Origin of the sequence: Mesorhizobium sp. AR02 (assembly GCF_024746835.1) — a bacterium.
GTDB lineage: Bacteria > Pseudomonadota > Alphaproteobacteria > Rhizobiales > Rhizobiaceae > Mesorhizobium.
Genome location: NZ_CP080531.1, coordinates 6,818,896 through 6,832,795, shown reverse-complemented (window position 1 = coordinate 6,832,795; position 13,900 = coordinate 6,818,896). Strand labels below are relative to the sequence as shown.

The following is a 13,900-nucleotide window of genomic DNA, read 5'->3' as shown; positions in this document are numbered from 1 at the left end:
GAGAAAAAGAATGCCGCGTTTTTCAGCCAATCTGTCGATGCTCTTTGGCGAGCATGATTTCCTCGACCGCTTCGACGCAGCTGCCCGCGCCGGCTTCAAGGGCGTCGAATATATCGGCCCTTATGACCACGCGCCCGAGGTAGTGGCCGCGAGGCTGAAGAAGAACGGCCTGACGCAGGTGCTGTTCAATCTGCCGGCCGGTGACTGGGGCAAGGGCGAGCGCGGCATTGCCGTGCTGCCGGATCGTGTGCCGGAGTTTCGGCAGGGTATCGCCAAGGCGATCACCTACGCGCAGGCGCTCGGCTGCCCGCAGGTCAATTGCCTGGCCGGCATCGCGCCCGCCGGCGCCGACCGCAAGGTGCTTGAGGATGTGTTTGCCGAAAACCTCGCCTTCGCGGCGGAAAACCTGGAGCAGGCCGGCATCAAGCTGCTGATCGAGCCGATCAACACCCGCGACATTCCGGGCTTCTTCCTCAACTACTCGGATCAGGCGCTGGCGATCATCGACCGCGTCGGCTCAAAAAACCTGTTCCTGCAATACGACATCTATCACATGCAGATCATGGAGGGGGATCTCGCCCGTAAAATCGAGGCAAACCTCGGCCGCATCGCGCATATCCAGCTTGCGGACAATCCCGGCCGTCACGAGCCGGGAACGGGCGAGATCAACTATCCCTTCCTCTACGACCACATCGACCGCATCGGCTATTCCGGTTGGATCGGCGCGGAATACAAGCCCAAGGCAGGGACGGAGGCCGGGCTGGGCTGGTTCCGGGAATTGAGCGGGCAGGGCAGCGCGGCGGCGTAGCACCTTAGGCCCCTCATCCGGCCGCTGCGCGGCCACCTTCTCCCCGGTGGGGAGAAGGGACAGGCACCAGCGTCGGCGACCTCTTCTCCCCTCGGGGAGAAGGTGGCCCGAAGGGCCGGATGAGGGGGCGTTTCACACAGTCATTTGGAGAGAAACAATGGAAACCATAGGCTTCATCGGCCTCGGCATCATGGGCGCGCCGATGGCGGGGCATCTGCTGGATGCGGGCTATCAGGTGATCGCCAGCGATCACCGCTCCAAGCCACCCGCCGATCTCATCGCCAAGGGCCTGAAAACAGTCGCTGGCCATGCCGCGGTGGCCAAGGCCGTCGACATCATCATCACCATGGTGCCCGACACCCCACAGGTGGCCGACGTCCTGTTCGGCGACGACGGAGTTGCCTCCGGCCTGACCAAGGGCAAGCTGGTCATCGACATGAGCTCGATCTCGCCGATCGAGACCAAGACCTTCGCCAAGAAGGTCAATGAGCTCGGCTGCGACTACCTCGACGCGCCGGTTTCGGGCGGCGAGGTTGGTGCGAAGGCGGCATCGTTGACCATCATGGTCGGCGGCGAGGAAAAGGTGTTCGAGCGCGCCAAACCCGTGTTCGAGAAGATGGGCAAGAACATCACTCTGGTCGGGCCGAACGGTGTCGGCCAGACCACCAAGGTCGCCAATCAGATCGTCGTCGCGCTGACCATTGAAGCCGTCGCCGAAGCCCTTGTTTTTGCTTCGAAAGCCGGTGCCGACCCGGCCAAGGTCAGGCAGGCGCTGATGGGCGGGCTGGCGGCCTCGCGCATTCTCGAAGTGCATGGCGAGCGCATGGTCAAGCGCACCTTCGCGCCGGGCTTCCGCATCGAACTGCACCAGAAGGACCTCAACCTCGCGCTGGAGGGCGCCAAGGCACTCGGTGTGTCGCTGCCCAACACGTCGACCACGCAGCAACTGTTCAATTCCTGCGCCGCCAATGGTGGCGCCAAGGAGGATCACTCGGCGCTGGTCAGGGCGCTGGAGCGGATGGCGAATTTCGAGGTCGGTGGCGAGGTGGCGGACGTCAAAGGCAAAGCGGCATAGGTCGGGAGAGGGCGGCGTAACGTTCCCAAGCCGCCAACTCTTGTCCGTCGAAGAACGGGTTTCGGCGTCTGTCGCCGGGACCCGTTTGGCGCGTCAGCCTGCCGGCTAGTCCGCAAGTGCCTCGATAGGTCGACTTTGCTCGACCGCGTAGCGGATGAGGTCGGCCAAGTTTGTCAGAAAGCTTTTGGATTCTTCGGAAATTCCTTCAATCCGCTGAAGCTCCGCAACTTGCTTGGTCAATGATGGGAGGGATTCGATCGAAACGGTTGCATCTTCATAGAAATCTTGGAATTGCAGTATGAATTCAAACGCGTTGTCACTCGCGATTGATATGATTTCATGATGTGCTGAGGGGCCGATCGATACACATCGGTCGACATGGCCATTCGCGCCAAGGACAGCAAAATCCAAGGGCACTCACAGGGCCGATCTGTGGTGCGCGAACCACCTTTGCGCCGCGTACAGGCTCACCGCCGCGGCGTTCGACACGTTGAGCGAACGGATGACGCCCGGCATGTCGAGCCGTGCCAGCGTCGTCACCGTCTCGCGCGTCTTCTGACGCAGGCCCTTGCCTTCGGCCCCCAGCACCAGCGCGATCTTTTCTCCGGCAAAGCTCTTTTCGAGTTCGGCCGGGCCGTCCGAATCAAGCCCGATTGTGCGAAAGCCGGCCTCGTGCAACTGCCCGAGCGCGTCGGCCAGGTTCTTCACCTCGATCTGGTCGATATGTTCCAGCGCGCCGGAGGCGGACTTCGCCAGCACGCCCGATTCCTGCGGGCTGTGGCGCGCGGTGGTGATCAGCGCGCCGGCGCCGAAGGCGACCGCCGAGCGCAGGATGGCACCGACATTGTGCGGATCGGTGACCTGGTCGAGCACCAGCACCAGCTTGGTATCGCCCAGCGTATCGAGGCGCTTGGGCTTCAGCGGCTCCGCCTCGATCAGCACGCCCTGATGCACGGCGTCCGAGCCGGTGATCTTGTCGATGTCTCTCGGTTCGACCAGTTCCGCCTTGAAGGGCAGGGCGGCGAGATCGGCTATCTCAAGGCGCTCGGCCGCATTGCGCGTCACCAGCATTTTTTTGATCCGACGGCGCGGATTGTCGAGTGCCGCCCGCACCGTGTGCAGGCCATAGAGCCGCACCAGGCCATCGGCTGCGTTTTCGCCGGGCGGAACAGGTTGGCGCGGCCGGAACGCCGGGGCGCCGCCGCTTTTCTCGTCGCGAAAGGCGCGGCGCAGCTTGGCGTAGTGAGTGTCTTTCGGGGTGTTGGAATTGTTGCTCATGGCCGGCTTCTATAGCCGTCTCCTCCCGCCAAGGATATGCCCTGTCGCCGCAGCCGGCGAACAACATCGAAAAACCTTTCCTGCGCGGTTGACACCCAATGGGCTTGCCGCCATAAGGCGCTTCGCTGGTTTCGGAGAAGACACAACTCGGGTCCGAATTGGCGCGAATGCCTCGTTGCATGGCTCCGGCGGCAGACTGGAGAGGTGCCCGAGTGGTTAAAGGGGACGGACTGTAAATCCGTTAGCTTAGCTTACGTTGGTTCGAATCCAACCCTCTCCACCACTGCCGGCCCGGAAGCCCTGAAACGAAAAAGCATCGGGCCGAAAAGTGCATGGCGCTTTTCGGGTGAATCCGATACTTCAGTGCAAGGCGCGGGTATAGCTCAGTGGTAGAGCAGCAGCCTTCCAAGCTGAATATGCGGGTTCGATTCCCGCTACCCGCTCCAGATATCTCTTTGAAATTTCTAACTAAATAGTTTCTTTGAAAGTGCGCCGTGGGCGCAGAAAAGCCCGGAAATGCGCTGTTCTGGCGCTTTAGATGCTCGTTTACACCGAACATGTCGGAAATCAAAAACGTCGGGAAGCAGTTCGGGGAATTGTCGGCCCGCTAGCGTACCACCTATTGGGCCACGTATTGTGGTTCAAAAGCACACAAAGGTGCATCTCGACAGACTGAAATCCTAGGGGGGGGGGTAATGAGCCAGCTTACCAGCCTTTGGCACTACCTAAATGCCAGCGGTAATTTCAGTACAGCCGTTGTCGGTGTCGCGGCATCGTTCGCTGGCGCATGGGGAGCGCAAGTTGCGATATTTCGTCGAGATCAACGACGGGAAATCATGGCGATATTGAGGGCTGTGAACGAAGGACAAGCCCTCTGTTTTACAATCGGAAATAACTTCATGTCGCTGAAAAGTCAGCACTTGATTGAGTTGTTGGCTCGATTCCGCGAAACCGAAAAACGATTCGAATCTTTTCTGGAGAAAGCCAAGGCAGACCCAACCCTACCGCGTTTCCTGCTTCAAGCCGATCTACAAACAATGCCTATCACTAAGGTTCCAATCGAACGCTTGGAGACAATCGCCTTCGAAAAGCTCGCCCTCGGTACGAAGACATTGGCGCTAACCATAGAGCTCAACAAGGCGATTGACGCTTTCAATACGTCCACCGCGGCTAGGAACGAAATGCTGACGAAATGGTATGAAGGACCGCAGATGGGCCACGATGAGATGTTGTTCCGCTATCTTGGCGTTAAGGTCGAGGGTGGAGCGGATGAGAAGTACAAGCAGACGCTCTTTGCCATGGAAAGCTACTGCAACGACTGTATCATGTTCTCTAAGCTCCTCTCCGAGGATTTAAATACGTATGGAAACAGGGTTCGCGGGAAATATCGCCACCACATTTTTTGGCGGTTACCCAGAATTGCCGAAGCTGACTATTCCTCGCCAAAAGCCCAGGCGCTAATGCCCGACATTCAGGATTATGAGCAATGGCTGAGTGGGTTTCAGCCCCGTCCGACAGTCGGCCAGTGGATCAAGATTTGGTTCAGTCGCAAAAAGAAGCCTGTCACTCTTCCAAAATGAGACTCTGAACGCTGGCGTGCGTCTTGGCGGCGCTTGACACGCCGCCTGATATTCGTCTGTGCATGTGACTTGGCGTATTTCCTGACGTGACACGACGCATTGATCGGGTCGGCCAGTTGATTCTGATGCCATGAGCAGCCGATCCTTGGCAGCGTGGCGCTTCAGCACCACCTGCCTAAGCGGGCATTGGTGAGGTATTGGCAACGATCCGGCCGCACTATTTCCTGTTGCCGCGGTCGCGATAGGAGGCAGCCATTGGCTTAACTTTCCTCGAGGGGTAGCCTTCAACCGTGAGCCAGTGCGGATACAAATAGTGCCGCTAACGCTTTAGGCTCTTGAGCCGACGATGACTCAGAGGATGTGAGAAAAGGTTGGGCAATGGCTCAAGGCGATTTCCACGTAACAGTGAAATGCCCTAGCTGCAAAATGCCAGCGGAGGGGTGGCTTGACGAAGTTCCGTCGGCGGACCTAACTGCGGAAACAACTTCAGACGCCATTGTCAGCAGCGAAGTCGAGATCGAATGTAAAACCTGTGGATCCGAAATTCCTATAACTGTTACGGCTCATCTTACTGGCTGGGAAGCCTACCTTACCGACGACCCCTCAACCAAAGTCGAGATCGAACCACCGGACTACTCATACGATGATTGGCTTGGTGATTTGGAACCGGAGCCTCATCCCAGAGAGATATTCGATGCTGCAATCGGCGAGTGGTTCAACCTCCTACGAATGGGGAACCGGACGACCGGAACAGCCGGTATCAACCGAATGTTGCTCGTCCAACTCTTCTCCATCCTTGAAGCCTATCTATCGGACGCTGTCATCAAGCTCGCATCCGAATATGCGATTGTCGCCGCCGCGATAGTTGAAAAGCACCCTGAGCTCAAAAAGCAGAACGTATCGTTGATAAAGGCCTCAGAGCCGGGATTCGTTCGTGCCACGGTCATAGCGCAGCTCAGGCAGACGCAATTCCACCGCTTTGAGTTTCTTCATGCAATAATTCTCAAGGCAATTGGCCACCATCTATTGCCGTCGGATAAGGTGAAGCGTGACCGGATACTTGTCTCTGTTCAGAACCGCCATCATTGCGTCCATCGAAACGGGCGCGACGCGACTGGCAACGTATTGGAAGGTATCACGATAGGCTATCTAACCGACTTGGCGGAAGTTTTCATGCAGATGGTCGCAGACCTAGCAGCTGCTATCGATGAATATGATACTCAACAGAGCCTACCCTTAACGATCCCCTGGTAAGGGAACTGTGCGCAACGCCGTGCTCACCGGCGGCACGCCCACCGTCGTGCGGTTTGCAGAGCGGGCGCAGGTTCGGCCACAGCCGAAAATGAGGGTCGGCGCCCACGCTTACCATGTGGTCGACCTCGTTGGTGCTGTCGCGGCAGCGCCGGTGCGAGCACATCCAAGCTGAATATGCGGGTTCGCTACCCGCTCCAGATTCTCACCCACCGTCGGCAAGCCTAGACGCTGCGCGACCGTGCGCGCAGCGCTTCATGGCATCAAGGCGCGGCGCCTCAGCTGTTGAACGCCGAAGCCACCTGGTGCTGCTGTGGTACCTGGCCGTTCGGGGTCAGCTTATCCACGATGCCCGGCAAGGCGGTGGACAACTGCTTGAGCAGTTCCTGCTCGTCCAGCCCGGTCCGTTGAGCGATCTCGCGGATGACCTGCGGCCCGAGCGCGGCGCCGAGATCGTTGGCGTTGATCGACTGGTTCTGCCCGGTGCCGACCCAGGAATCGGCGACATTGCCGTGGCCGGCATCCTTGAGCTTGTCGAGCAGGCCGCCCAGTCCGCCCAGCAGGCCGCCGTCACTGGCGGTGGGTTCGACCGGCGCGGGCGCTTGAGGCTGATCCGGCTGTTCGGCACTTCTGCCGCTCAGCATCTTTCCGACCAGCAGCGCGCCGAGCGCGATCATCAGCGGTTTGGTGATGTTGCCGCCGGGAACGGCGTTGTCAAAAAGTCCCATAGTGGATCCTCCATCTCAACCAAGCCCTGCCCATCTCTGACAATGGCGCATCCGGGCGGAATTTCAAGCTGGCTTGAGGTTTTGACAATCATATGAAAATGTCGGGTCGGCGGGGGATGGAGAGGAAAAAATGGGTATCATCAGCTGGATCATTCTCGGCGCCATTGCCGGCTTCCTGGGCAGCAAGATCGTCAACAAGACCGGCCAGGGCCTGCTCATGGATATCGTGCTCGGCATCGTCGGCGCCATTGTCGGCGGCGTGATCTGCAGCCAGATCTTTGGTGTGGGCGTCACCGGTCTCAACATCTCTAGCCTGATCGTCGCGGTGGTTGGTGCGGTGGTTGTGCTGTGGGCCTACCACCAGTTCAGCGGACGCCGGACGCTTTAGGCGCCGGCCGATCATCTGAAGTTTGGAATTTTTGCTGAGGCAAGACCGGCTTCGGGCTTGCCTATGGCATCAACACTGCGTCGGCCGCGGCGAAGAAGATCAGCGTTCCAGCGATGAACACCGCCCAGCCGACCAGCGACTTGCGAATGGCGGCCTTGTGCTCGGCGTCGGAGTTCTTGTTCTGGTCAAAATCGGTCATGGGAAACGCCCTTGGCTGATTGATCATCTCTTCGCCGAATAGACGATCGATCTGGCCCCGGCAACAGCAGAAACAGACGCTCAGGTGCCGGTGCTACGCGACCACGGTCAGCCTGCGCTTGCGCTGATCCAGCGACACGATCGTCAGCCCGCTGCCCACCACCAGCAGGATGCCGCAGACTGCCAGCGTGTTGGGGAACTGGCCGAACACCAGCAGGCCAGAAATGACCGCCCAGACGGTGAAGCAGTAATAGAATGGCGCGACCGCGCTGGTCGGCCCGACGCGATAGGCCATGAAGATGAAGAAGTGGCCGAAGATCAGGAAAAACCCGGCGCCGGCCATCAGCAGCAGGTGGCGTGCCTCGGGCATGACCCAGCGCTCTGACGCCAGATGCGCCGCACCCGCGCCGATCAGCACCACCACGACGGCGGAAATCGCCACGATCATCCCCGGCACTTCTGCTGGGACACGCCTGCCGGCAAGGTCGCGCGCGGCTGACAGCCCGGCATTGCCGAGCGCCAGCAGCGCGTAAACGGAAATGCCTTGCATGGTCGGTTGTGCCACCATCAGCGCACCGATGAAGCCGAGCCCGATCAGCGCCATGCGCTGGCCGCCGATACGCTCGCCAAACAGCATCGAGGAGCCGACCAGCATCAGCAGCGGCGTGATTTGTCCGAGCGCTGTCGAATCCGCGATCTGCATGTTGGCGAGCGCCACGACGTAACAAAGGATCGCCGCCAGCTCGAGCAGGTTCCGGCGCAGCACGCGTTTGTCGAAGATCAGCGGGATCTGTTTGCCGTAGCCGAGCAGGAACAGCAGCGGGAAGCCCCAGAGCGTTGCCGCGACACCGCGCAGGAACAGCACTTCGTAGGATGGCAGCCCTGCGGTTGCGAGTTTCATCATCGTATCGTTGACCAGGTACGACCCGGTCGAGACGATCATGAACAGCGGGCCGCGGATCGAGGCAGGGATGAAATGCATGGGGTCAGGAGATCAGACCTCAATGGCCGCCGCAATGGGCCATCAACTGGCCGTGAACCAGACAGGATTGGCGGGCAAGAGCACTTGACGCAGACCTTGAGCGATCGGCCTGTCACCCATTTCATTTCACGCATCGCCTTCCTATATCAGCGCCACATCCCCGCAATCGGATCCCAGGTTCGGACTGAGTGAGACGGCACCCGGCCAAAAGACGCTTGTGTTTTTTGGCCTTTGTCGCTAATCGCCCCGCATTCGACTGAACTGAAGGTCAAGGCCGTCCAAGGAAAGAGACTATGGCAAAAGGTAAATTCGAGCGCACTAAGCCTCATGTGAACATCGGCACGATTGGTCACGTTGACCATGGCAAGACGTCGCTGACGGCGGCGATCACGAAGTATTTTGGCGAGTACAAGCGCTACGACCAGATCGATGCGGCGCCGGAAGAGAAGGCCCGCGGCATCACGATCTCGACGGCTCACGTCGAATACGAGACGGCCAACCGCCACTATGCCCACGTCGACTGCCCCGGCCACGCCGACTATGTGAAGAACATGATCACCGGCGCCGCGCAGATGGACGGCGCGATCCTGGTCGTGTCGGCTGCCGACGGCCCGATGCCGCAGACCCGCGAGCACATCCTGCTGGCCCGTCAGGTCGGCGTGCCGTCGATCGTGGTGTTCCTCAACAAGGTCGACCAGGTCGACGACGCCGAGCTGCTCGAACTGGTCGAGCTCGAGGTTCGCGAGCTGCTCTCGAAGAACGAATTCCCCGGCGACGACATTCCGATCGTCAAGGGTTCGGCGCTGGCCGCTCTTGAAGATTCGAACAAGACGATCGGCGAGGACGCGATCCGCGAGCTGATGGCTCAGGTCGACGCCTACATCCCGACGCCGGTTCGTCCGCTCGACAAGCCGTTCCTGATGCCGATCGAAGACGTGTTCTCGATCTCGGGCCGTGGCACGGTCGTCACCGGCCGCGTCGAGCGCGGCGTGGTCAAGGTCGGCGAGGAACTCGAGATCATCGGCATCCGTCCGACGACCAAGACGACCTGCACGGGCGTGGAAATGTTCCGCAAGCTGCTCGATCAGGGCCAGGCTGGCGACAACATCGGCGCGCTGCTGCGTGGCGTTGATCGTGAAGGTGTCGAGCGCGGCCAGGTTCTGGCCAAGCCGGGCACGGTGAAGCCGCACAAGAAGTTCGTGGCCGAAGCCTACATCCTGACCAAGGACGAAGGTGGCCGTCACACGCCGTTCTTCACCAACTACCGTCCGCAGTTCTACTTCCGCACGACCGACGTGACCGGCATCGTGTCGCTGCCGGCTGGCACCGAGATGGTGATGCCTGGCGACAACATCACGGTCGATGTCGAGCTGATCGTGCCGATCGCCATGGAAGAGAAGCTGCGCTTCGCCATCCGTGAAGGCGGCCGCACCGTCGGTGCCGGCATCGTCGTCACCATCAAGGAATAATCGAGACCGGCACTAGCCGGATCGAGAAGAAAAGGGCGGTCTTCGGACCGCCCTTTGTTTTTTAAGCTCCGTTGAACAAGTATTGCTGCCGTTTAAGTTGTTGCACGAATTCCCGCCGTAACTATTATGAGTTGCGTTGGTGGAGGGCATTTGCCAACCGTGGTTCTGGGGCATCGTTCAAAAAGTACAACAGGCTCGCGGCGTTGGTTGGTCCACCTGGCGCTGGTGATCGCTATGGCAATAGCTGCCTCCGCCACGAGGGCTGCTGACCCCTCCGACCCAAGAACATGGAATCCTGACAAGTGGTACCTTCAGCACCTTCTGTCCGATAGTTTCCCGGAGATGCAATTTGCCGTCGTCCGCAGCAACGCGGCTGGCTGCGAGCCAAACTGTCCGGAATGGATTTCCGCTGAAGGCGCCATCGAGGCCGGCACGCCGGCCAAACTCAGGCAGATATTGAAGACGCTCGGTCGCCGCCACCTACCCATCATCGTCAATTCTCCCGGCGGCAATGTCGACGCCGCGCTCCAGCTCGGCCGCATAATCCGCAAGAACAAACTCGATGTAGCCGTCGGAGCCACCAAATTCTCCGGCTGTCAGCCGGGAATGGGCGATTGTCGGGCCAACGATGGCAAGGGCGCCACCTACTTCGGCGTCGCGTCCGACGGCGGTGCCATGTGTAATTCCGCCTGTCCGCTGATGTTTGCCGGAGGTGTCCAACGCCTGGTCGGGCGATGGGCTTATCTGGGCGTCCACCAGATCACCACGACATTCCAACGCCAACAGGTCTATTACCGTACCACGTACAGAATTGTGCGTGGCAGGAAGAAGATTGTCAGCAGCAAGATCGTCAGCCGTACGAACGTCGGCACCTACAAGACCTACGAGATGAGCAAGGCGGTTGAGAGGAAGCTGTCGGCCTATCTCAGGGAAATGGGAGTGGGGCAAGGTATTCTCGACATCATGAAAGCCACGCCCGCGGGTGACATCCGCCAGGTCGCCCTCGACGACATGACGACGATGAAGTTGGTCACCAGCAAGGGCACTGTCGACCTGCTTATATGGGCAGGCATGTGCCGGCGAAGTCCTGCGCCGGCGAACTGCAGGGAAATCCCTGCGAACGCCAAGCCGGCCGACGTGGCGGCGATAGAGGCCAAGCCCGCCCCCTCTCAACCGGCTCAAGTCTCACTTTCGCAGCCTGCCAAGGCAGCACCAACCCAACCTGCCAAGGTGGCACCAACCCAACCTGCCAACGCAGCACCAACCCAACCTGCCAAGGCTCCGCCCCCCAAGCCGTTCTGGGCAGCGCCAGGAAATGGGGCGCCGGAGATGCGCTTCGTGGTTGTTCGTGGCAGCGACGCGCTCTGCAATCCCGACTGCCCGGAATGGATCTCGGCCGAAGGCGCGATCACGCCACAGGCCCCGCAGAGGCTTAGCCAGTTGCTCGCCATGCTTGGCAAAACGCGGCGCCCGTTGTGATCAGCTCACGGGGAGGCGACCTGTTCAGCGCTTTGATGGTCGGTCGGCTCATCCGGGAACGGAGGCTCGACGTCGCGGTCGCCCGCACCAATATCACGGGCTGCGATCCGGTAGGGGGAGCTTGCTTGGCCGACAACGGCGTCTATGTCGGGCTGATCAGCGATTTTGGAGTGGAGTGCGATTCAGCCTGCGCGCTCGTGCTTACCGGCGGCGTCAGGCGGCTGGTCGATCCCGAGGCCCGGCTCAGCATGTACGCAATGGGGCAGAAGCGGATAGTCAAAGCCTACCTGGAAGAGATGGCGATCGATCCCGGTCTGTTCGCGGCGCTCGAGCAGCGATCGGTCGAGCGCCAGCTTGAACCCGAGCTGATGCTGACGGTTGGATTGATCACCGGGCCGCAATCGGTGGACGTGCTGACAGGCCCCACCATTTGCAAATCGGCGCCAAAACCGGACAATTGCCGGGCTCTGTCATCGGCTGATGCCGAGGCAAAGACGCCGCCCAAACTTTAGCGTTGGAGGCCGGAACGCGCCAAGTCATAGCCCTGCTGGTTCTGTTGATGATGGCGCTGGCCTTTCAAAATCCGGCGTTCGGAACCGATTGCCCCGAACGCCCGGCCTGCAAGGGGTGCGGTTGCAAGGGAGGGCCTGGTTATCGCGGGCCCGACGGCAAGTGTGTAGGGTTCAAAGCCCTGGACAAGGTCTGCGGGATACCGCCGGAAACGCGGTGCACTTTCGAGAATGCGCCTGGCACGGGAGCGAATCATGACTGCGCCCTGGCTCCCAAAAAAGCCAAAGGCCAGACACCCGTTTCAATACCTCAATAGCCATCCTCGGCGACAAACGACTAAGCGGCTCTCAGGCTGCTTTTTTGCTCTTTCACCCCAGCTACACCGCGTGTCAGCTAAGTCGAACCCTGTTGCAAGCTCTCGGACCTTGTCTAGTATAGGTTGCACCGAGGGAGCTTTGCCGCAGTGGTTCCGGACAGCCGTTTGGATGAGCATGCATGGTGGTCGCAGGCGCTGGCTGGTCTTGCGCTGTTGATTGCCATCGTACTGCTTGCTCCGGCGGCGCGGGCCCAGGAGCAGTCGCTGGAGATCCCCTCGATGCGGTTCGCCGTCGTGCGCAGCAATGCGCCGGGATGCGAGCCCAACTGTCCGGAATGGATATCGGCCGAAGGCACAATCGAGGCGGGCACACCGTCGCTGCTCAAGCGCACGCTCAAGGCGCTCAAAGGCCGGCAATTGCCGGTGGTTGTCAATTCCCCCGGCGGCAATGTCGATGCGGCGGTGACGCTTGGCCAGATGATCCGCAAGAACAAGCTCGACATCGCTGTCGGCACGACGGTGTTTTCCGGCTGCGAGCCGGAGATGAAGAATTGCAGGGATAACCAGGGCAAGGGCGCCGACTATTTCGGCATGGCCTATGACAGCGGCGCCATGTGCAATTCCGCCTGCCCGCTGATGTTTTCCGGCGGTGTCCGCCGGGTTGTCGGGGATTTCGCCTATCTCGGCGTCCACCAGGTCACCACCACCTATAAGCGCGAGAAGCTGCTTTACCGGACCACCTACCGGATCGTGAACGGCAAGAAGAAGATCATCAGCACCAAGGTCGTCAGCCGCAAGAACGCGGGCAGCTACAAGACCTACGAAATGAGCAAGGCGGTCGAGAAGAGGCTTTCGGCCTATTTGCAGGGGATGGGGATAGGCGCCGGCGTGTTCATCACGATGAAGAACACGCCGGCCAGCGAAATCCATCAGCTGGTTCTCGACAATATGCTCCACATGAACCTCGTCACCTCCCTCGACACCGTCGAGCTTTTCACCGGCGGAACCATTTGCAAGGCAAATCCGATGCCGGCGAACTGCCGGGAGATACCGGCTGATAAAGAGGCGATGCCGGCCAATCTCCCGACCGCCCAGGCAAAACCAGCTCCCGCTGCGCCGGCTGAGGCCACGACGCCGAAGGAGGCGGACATGCGCTTCGTGCTTGTCCGCGGCAGCAACCCGCTCTGCAATCCCGACTGTCCGGAATGGATCTCGGCGGAGGGCGCGATCACCGCGCAGACGCCGGAAAGACTACGCCAGGCACTCGATGCCGTCGCCGGCCGGCGGCTGCCGATCGTCATCAACTCGCAAGGAGGCGATGTCGAGGGCGCGCTTGCCGCCGGCAGGCTGATCCGCGAACGCAAGCTCGATGTCGTCGTCGCCCACACGGATTTCGTCGATTGCGATCCCTCGGCGGATTGCCTGGCCAAGGACGGTGTCCACACCGGGCTCACCATCGAATCCGAGGGCGAATGTGCTTCGGCCTGTCCGATCATGATTGCCGGTGGCGTCAGGCGCTTCATCGGGCCTGCCGTGCGCCTCAGCGTGAGTTCCGTTGGGCCTGGGGACAAGGTCAAGGCGTATCTCGAGGAGATGGCGATCGGACCCGGCTTGTTCGCCGCCATACAGCTCTCCTCATCCAAACGGCAGCTCTATCAGCAGGCGATACTGAAATTCGGGCTGGCAACCGGGCCGCAGTCTGCCGACGAACTGACTGGCGCCACCATATGCAGGTCTGTTCCGAGGCCGGACAATTGTCGGGTCATGCCGTCAGCCAACGCCGAAGCCGACATGCCGGCCAAACTGTAGCAAGGCATCTGTTGAACTGGCCATCGAGG

General features: G+C 60.4%; 14 protein-coding genes and 2 tRNA genes. 11 read left to right on the top strand and 5 right to left on the bottom strand.

The features are described 5' to 3' along the window. Positions 1–10 precede the first annotated feature (10 nt). Together otnI and DBIPINDM_RS37370 are read left to right on the top strand one after the other, a co-directional pair. On the top strand, positions 11–808 hold the full coding sequence (gene otnI / locus DBIPINDM_RS37375) for a 2-oxo-tetronate isomerase (RefSeq protein WP_258583942.1): 798 nt from the start codon (positions 11–13) through the stop codon (positions 806–808). Between the two features lie 157 nt (positions 809–965). After that, positions 966–1,883 carry a 2-hydroxy-3-oxopropionate reductase gene (locus tag DBIPINDM_RS37370; protein ID WP_258583941.1) on the top strand — a complete coding sequence of 306 codons (918 nt, stop codon included), beginning with the start codon at positions 966–968 and terminating at the stop codon, positions 1,881–1,883. 105 nt (positions 1,884–1,988) lie between these two features. Here DBIPINDM_RS37370 and DBIPINDM_RS37365 read toward each other — a convergent pair whose 3' ends face one another. Continuing rightward, positions 1,989–2,294 carry a hypothetical protein gene (locus DBIPINDM_RS37365; RefSeq protein WP_258583940.1) on the bottom strand — a complete coding sequence of 102 codons (306 nt, stop codon included), beginning with the start codon at positions 2,292–2,294 and terminating at the stop codon, positions 1,989–1,991. 6 nt (positions 2,295–2,300) lie between these two features. Beyond that, complete coding sequence (locus DBIPINDM_RS37360; RefSeq protein WP_258583939.1) at positions 2,301–3,161, bottom strand: TrmH family RNA methyltransferase; 861 nt, start codon at positions 3,159–3,161, stop codon at positions 2,301–2,303. A 198-nt stretch (positions 3,162–3,359) separates the two neighbouring features. Between DBIPINDM_RS37360 and DBIPINDM_RS37355 the strand changes: the two genes are divergently transcribed. The 4 genes from DBIPINDM_RS37355 (at position 3,360) to DBIPINDM_RS37340 (ending at position 5,995) form a co-directional block, all read left to right on the top strand. Then, positions 3,360–3,444: transfer RNA gene (locus tag DBIPINDM_RS37355), tRNA-Tyr, on the top strand. Positions 3,445–3,533: 89 nt separating this feature from the next. Further along, positions 3,534–3,607: transfer RNA gene (locus DBIPINDM_RS37350), tRNA-Gly, on the top strand. A gap of 249 nt (positions 3,608–3,856) precedes the next feature. Continuing rightward, complete coding sequence (locus DBIPINDM_RS37345; RefSeq protein WP_258583938.1) at positions 3,857–4,741, top strand: hypothetical protein; 885 nt, start codon at positions 3,857–3,859, stop codon at positions 4,739–4,741. A 378-nt stretch (positions 4,742–5,119) separates the two neighbouring features. After that, positions 5,120–5,995 carry a hypothetical protein gene (locus tag DBIPINDM_RS37340; protein ID WP_258583936.1) on the top strand — a complete coding sequence of 292 codons (876 nt, stop codon included), beginning with the start codon at positions 5,120–5,122 and terminating at the stop codon, positions 5,993–5,995. Between the two features lie 275 nt (positions 5,996–6,270). On the opposite strand, the gene DBIPINDM_RS37335 is transcribed toward DBIPINDM_RS37340, so the two are convergent. Further along, positions 6,271–6,720 carry a YidB family protein gene (locus tag DBIPINDM_RS37335; protein ID WP_258583935.1) on the bottom strand — a complete coding sequence of 150 codons (450 nt, stop codon included), beginning with the start codon at positions 6,718–6,720 and terminating at the stop codon, positions 6,271–6,273. Between the two features lie 130 nt (positions 6,721–6,850). Here DBIPINDM_RS37335 and DBIPINDM_RS37330 point away from each other — a divergent pair, with 130 nt between their 5' ends. Then, positions 6,851–7,108: a GlsB/YeaQ/YmgE family stress response membrane protein gene (locus DBIPINDM_RS37330; RefSeq protein WP_027044956.1), complete on the top strand. Its 258-nt coding sequence runs from the start codon at positions 6,851–6,853 to the stop codon at positions 7,106–7,108. A 61-nt stretch (positions 7,109–7,169) separates the two neighbouring features. On the opposite strand, the gene DBIPINDM_RS37325 is transcribed toward DBIPINDM_RS37330, so the two are convergent. Continuing rightward, entirely contained in the window at positions 7,170–7,307 is a 138-nt protein-coding gene (locus DBIPINDM_RS37325; RefSeq protein WP_164548697.1) for a hypothetical protein, read from the bottom strand. A 93-nt stretch (positions 7,308–7,400) separates the two neighbouring features. Continuing rightward, positions 7,401–8,288 (bottom strand): DMT family transporter, encoded by an 888-nt coding sequence (locus DBIPINDM_RS37320; protein ID WP_258583934.1) that lies wholly within the window; start codon positions 8,286–8,288, stop codon positions 7,401–7,403. A gap of 293 nt (positions 8,289–8,581) precedes the next feature. On the opposite strand from DBIPINDM_RS37320, the gene tuf reads away from it, so the two are divergent. The 4 genes from tuf to DBIPINDM_RS37305 all read left to right on the top strand — a co-directional run bounded on the left by tuf (position 8,582) and on the right by DBIPINDM_RS37305 (position 13,871). Continuing rightward, positions 8,582–9,757, top strand: a complete 1,176-nt coding sequence (tuf, locus tag DBIPINDM_RS37315; protein ID WP_010909256.1) for an elongation factor Tu — start codon at positions 8,582–8,584, stop codon at positions 9,755–9,757. A gap of 150 nt (positions 9,758–9,907) precedes the next feature. Beyond that, entirely contained in the window at positions 9,908–11,236 is a 1,329-nt protein-coding gene (locus DBIPINDM_RS37310) for a hypothetical protein (RefSeq protein WP_416361737.1), read from the top strand. Between the two features lie 125 nt (positions 11,237–11,361). Further along, on the top strand, positions 11,362–11,748 hold the full coding sequence (locus DBIPINDM_RS43745; RefSeq protein WP_416361736.1) for a hypothetical protein: 387 nt from the start codon (positions 11,362–11,364) through the stop codon (positions 11,746–11,748). A gap of 461 nt (positions 11,749–12,209) precedes the next feature. Beyond that, positions 12,210–13,871 (top strand): hypothetical protein, encoded by a 1,662-nt coding sequence (locus DBIPINDM_RS37305; RefSeq protein ID WP_416361735.1) that lies wholly within the window; start codon positions 12,210–12,212, stop codon positions 13,869–13,871. Positions 13,872–13,900 lie beyond the last annotated feature (29 nt).

What these genes read in the sequence shown, in the direction of transcription:
- otnI (WP_258583942.1), top strand. Translation starts at nt 11, where the DNA reads ATGCCGCGTTTTTCAGCCAATCTGTCGATGCTCTTTGGCGAGCATGAT.
- DBIPINDM_RS37370 (WP_258583941.1), top strand. Translation starts at nt 966, where the DNA reads ATGGAAACCATAGGCTTCATCGGCCTCGGCATCATGGGCGCGCCGATG.
- DBIPINDM_RS37360 (WP_258583939.1), bottom strand. Translation starts at nt 3,161, where the DNA reads ATGAGCAACAATTCCAACACCCCGAAAGACACTCACTACGCCAAGCTG.
- DBIPINDM_RS37345 (WP_258583938.1), top strand. Translation starts at nt 3,857, where the DNA reads ATGAGCCAGCTTACCAGCCTTTGGCACTACCTAAATGCCAGCGGTAAT.
- DBIPINDM_RS37340 (WP_258583936.1), top strand. Translation starts at nt 5,120, where the DNA reads ATGGCTCAAGGCGATTTCCACGTAACAGTGAAATGCCCTAGCTGCAAA.
- DBIPINDM_RS37335 (WP_258583935.1), bottom strand. Translation starts at nt 6,720, where the DNA reads ATGGGACTTTTTGACAACGCCGTTCCCGGCGGCAACATCACCAAACCG.
- DBIPINDM_RS37330 (WP_027044956.1), top strand. Translation starts at nt 6,851, where the DNA reads ATGGGTATCATCAGCTGGATCATTCTCGGCGCCATTGCCGGCTTCCTG.
- DBIPINDM_RS37325 (WP_164548697.1), bottom strand. Translation starts at nt 7,307, where the DNA reads ATGACCGATTTTGACCAGAACAAGAACTCCGACGCCGAGCACAAGGCC.
- DBIPINDM_RS37320 (WP_258583934.1), bottom strand. Translation starts at nt 8,288, where the DNA reads ATGCATTTCATCCCTGCCTCGATCCGCGGCCCGCTGTTCATGATCGTC.
- tuf (WP_010909256.1), top strand. Translation starts at nt 8,582, where the DNA reads ATGGCAAAAGGTAAATTCGAGCGCACTAAGCCTCATGTGAACATCGGC.